Here is a 2,977-nt window from a genome sequence, read left to right as displayed (position 1 = left end):
GGTCAGCTTCCGGCCCGGCCCTTCTCCGGCGCGGCGGGGGCCCCGCCCCCGGCCGCCGTGCGGTCGCCGGCGCGCAGCACCCCGGCGCCCAGCACCAGCCCGAAGGCCAGCACCGTCACCAGGCCGAAGGAGACCAGCAGGGAGGTGGCCTCGGCCAGCGTGCCGATCGCCGAGGGGGCGACGAGCCCGGAGGCGTACGTGATGGTGGCGACGCCCGCGATGGCCCGGCTCGGGTTGTCCCCGGCCCGCCCGGCCGCGGCGAACGCCAGCGGGACGACCACCGCGACCCCCAGTCCGAGCAGGGCGAAGCCGCACAGGGCCAGCGGGACACCGGGCGCGAGGACCACCAGCAGCCCTCCGAGCGTGGCGAGGACTCCGCCGACCCGGACCGTCAGCACGGCGCCGAAGCGGTCCACGACCCTGTCGCCGGCGATCCGGGCCACCGCCATGGTCAGGGCGAAGGCGGTCGTCGAGGCCGCGGCGACCCCGGCGGAGCCGCCCAGGGTGTCCTTCAGGTAGACCGCCGACCAGTCCAGGCTCGCGCCCTCCGCGAACACCGCGCAGAACCCGACGGCACCGATGATCAGCGCGGACTTCGGGGGCAGGGTGAAGCGCGGCGGCGGCTCCTCGTCCGGTTCGCTGCGCAGGTCCAGTACCCCCTGGCAGGCGGCCAGGCCGAGCGCCGTGAGCACCAGCGCGGCCATCGTGTGGTGCAGCCGGGCGTCGGCGCCCATGTGCGCCGCCACCGTGCCGGCCGCCGAACCGACCAGGGCGCCCACGCTCCACATGCCGTGCAGCCCGGACATGATCGACCTGTCGAGGCGGTTCTCCACCTCCACGCCGAGGGCGTTCATCGCCACGTCGGACATCCCGGCGGACGCCCCGTACACGAAGAGCGCGGCGCACAGGGTGAGCAGGTCCGGGGCCAGGGACGGCAGGATCAGCGCCAGCGTCCACAGCGCCAGCAGGCCCCGCAGCGCCGCCCGGGCGCCGAAGCGGTGGCTGACCCGGCTCGCCAGCGGCATGGCCAGCGACGCACCGATGGCCGGGAAGGCGAGCGCCAGACCGAGCTGCCCGGCGCTGACCGAGGCGTGGTCCTGGATCCAGGGGACCCGTGTGGCGAAGCTGCCGGTCACCGCCCCGTGCACGGCGAAGACCGCGGCGACGGCACAGCGCGCCCGCCTGATCTGGTCCGTGCCGAAGACGGTGGCCGTGGAATCGGTCGTCATGCGCCGTGCCCTCCCCTGGGTGCGTGGCGTACGCCGGGGGCTCCGGCGCCCCTGTGCGGTGCGCGCAGTAAACTATCAGGAACCTTGCCTGATAAATAACCCGCTCTCTGCGGCGGGCAGCGATCTGGAAGGATTCCGGCATGCCCGCTTCCCCGAGCACCGCCCGGGCCATCAACGACCGCCTCGCCCTGCGGCTGCTCCAGCAGGACGGCCCGCTGACGGCCGGCCAGCTCAAGACCCTGACCGGACTCTCCCGGCCCACCGTCGCCGATCTGGTGGACCGGCTCCAGGCCGCCGGGCTGGTCCGGGTGGTCGGTGAGAGCGGCTCGCAGCGGCGCGGACCCAACGCCCGGCTCTACGGGATCGTCGCCGACCGGGCGCATCTGGCCGCCCTCGACGTACGGACCGACAGCGTCGCCGTCGTGGTGGCGGACCTGCTCGGTGTCACGCTGGCGGAGGCCACGCTGCCGATCCGGGGCGACACCCCGGCCCGCCCCGCCGTCGAGCAGGCCGTCGCGGCGGTCGAGCGCGCCGCCCGCTCGGCCGGCACCGCTCCGCTCCACAGCGTCGCCATCGGCGCCCCGGGCCTGATCGACCCCGCCTCCGGGGAGCTGAGGCCCACCGCGGGGCTTCCGGCCTGGCACCGGGACCTGGTCAAGGAGCTCCAGCGGCGGCTGCCGGCGAGCGTGGTCGTCGAGAACGAGACCAATCTGGCGGCCGTGGCGGAGCACCGCACCGGGGCCGCCCTCGACCGCGACACCTTCGCCCTGCTCTGGCTCGGCCACGGCATCGGTGCCGCCCTCATGCTGGACGGCGCGCTGCGGCGCGGGGCCTCGGGAGGGGCGGGCGAGATCGGCTTCCTCCCGGTGCCCGGCACGGCGGGGGTGCCCGCGGCCGTCAACTGCGAAGGCGGATTCCACTCGCTGGCGGGCTCGGCCGCCGTGCTCGGCCTGGCCGCGGCCCACGGCATCGAGGCGCGGGGTGCCGGGACGCACGGACCGGCCGGTGCGGAACGGGAGCCGGGCGCCGCCTCCGCGGTCCGCGCCGCACTGGCCGACGGGGGGCCCCGTGGCGAGGCGTTCCTGTCGGAGCTGGCCGACCGCGTCGCGCTGGGCGCCGCCTCCGTCGTCGCCGTGCTGGACCCGGGCTGTGTGGTGCTGGCCGGCGAGGTCGGCCGTGCGGGCGGCGACGACCTCGCCGCCCGGGTCGAGGAGCGGCTGGCCCGGCTGTCCCCGTTGCCCACCGAGGTCAGGGCCGGGGCCCTGGGCGGCGGCGCGGTCCTGCGCGGTGCCGTCCTCGCCGCCCGCGAGGCCGCCCAGGACGCGTTGTTCGCCCCGGAGGGCGCCCTGTGACGTCAGCCGTCCGGGCGCGGGGGAGCCCGGGCGGGCGTTCCTCGGGGGTGGCGCGGAGACAGACGGGGGCCGGACCGGTGGGCCGGCGGGCCCGGGGCCGTACCGGCTGATCACCGCAGGGCGGCGGCTCGCCGCTGTGAGCCGCGCCATAACGGCCACCCGTTCGGCCCGGAGCCGACCGTGGCACAATGGCCCTGTACCAGCAGCAGCGCACTCCGGGGTCGGTGCAATTCCGAACCGGCGGTTACAGTCCGCGACCCGTCCGCATCCAGCGGCCGGTTGACCAGGTGAGATTCCTGGACCGACGGTTAAAGTCCGGATGGGAGGCAGTGCGCGGCGGGCCGTCGCAGGTACGCCGCCGTTCGGCGGACCGGCTTGTTCGGGTTTCCCCGGCAC

At 76.3% G+C, this 2,977-nt stretch carries 2 protein-coding genes and 1 riboswitch; of the genes, one reads left to right on the top strand and one right to left on the bottom strand.

Annotation, left to right across the window (positions count from 1 at the left end; all coding sequences use genetic code 11):
• Positions 1-2: 2 nt before the first annotated feature.
• Positions 3-1,229 (bottom strand): MFS transporter, encoded by a 1,227-nt coding sequence (locus IH13_RS0115195; protein ID WP_031084721.1) that lies wholly within the window; start codon positions 1,227-1,229, stop codon positions 3-5.
• Positions 1,230-1,369: 140 nt separating this feature from the next.
• On the opposite strand from IH13_RS0115195, the gene IH13_RS0115190 reads away from it, so the two are divergent.
• A complete protein-coding gene (locus IH13_RS0115190) occupies positions 1,370-2,581 on the top strand; it encodes an ROK family transcriptional regulator (RefSeq protein WP_031084720.1) in 1,212 nt (403 codons plus the stop codon).
• A gap of 206 nt (positions 2,582-2,787) precedes the next feature.
• A riboswitch (FMN riboswitch) is annotated at positions 2,788-2,918 on the top strand.
• Positions 2,919-2,977: the final 59 nt, after the last annotated feature.

This window comes from Streptomyces sp. NRRL WC-3549, from assembly GCF_000721935.1.
In the GTDB taxonomy this organism is placed as follows: domain Bacteria; phylum Actinomycetota; class Actinomycetes; order Streptomycetales; family Streptomycetaceae; genus Streptomyces.
The sequence above is the reverse complement of the archived record's forward strand: the minus strand, read 5'-3'. Positions and strand labels throughout refer to the sequence as shown.

Excerpts from the sequence above, each read along its gene's own strand:
- IH13_RS0115195 (WP_031084721.1), bottom strand. The coding sequence starts at position 1,229 with ATGACGACCGATTCCACGGCCACCGTCTTCGGCACGGACCAGATCAGG.
- IH13_RS0115190 (WP_031084720.1), top strand. The coding sequence starts at position 1,370 with ATGCCCGCTTCCCCGAGCACCGCCCGGGCCATCAACGACCGCCTCGCC.